Annotated in this window: 1 protein-coding gene; it reads left to right on the forward strand. The window is 42.5% G+C overall.

From position 1 onward, the window contains the following. The coding region (locus tag GJQ66_RS14190) for a hypothetical protein (protein WP_196215894.1) at nucleotides 1-280 on the forward strand (280 nt) is incomplete at both ends.

A 280-nucleotide genomic window follows, 5' to 3' on the forward strand; every position in this document is an offset into this window, starting at 1 on the left:
CAGGCGGGCTAATTAATAAAACTGGCCTTTATCAGTTGGCAGAAGGCGGTTGGCCTGAATTCGTCATCCCTACTGATCCAAGCAGGAGAACAGATGCTATGAAGCTTCTGGCATTGGCAGGGAAAGAAATTCAAGGGAATAAACGTCCTAGCCAGCTCCCGAATGTGGGTGGCAGTAATAATGGGGATTCAGATATGAAACAAATGCTAACAGCTTTACTGGAACAAAATAAATATTTACAAAAAGCCAATGAATTGTTGATGGGTATCTTGCAGAAAGA

It is taken from the genome of Microbacterium sp. ZXX196 (assembly GCF_009709595.1).
GTDB lineage: Bacteria > Actinomycetota > Actinomycetes > Actinomycetales > Microbacteriaceae > Microbacterium > Microbacterium excoecariae.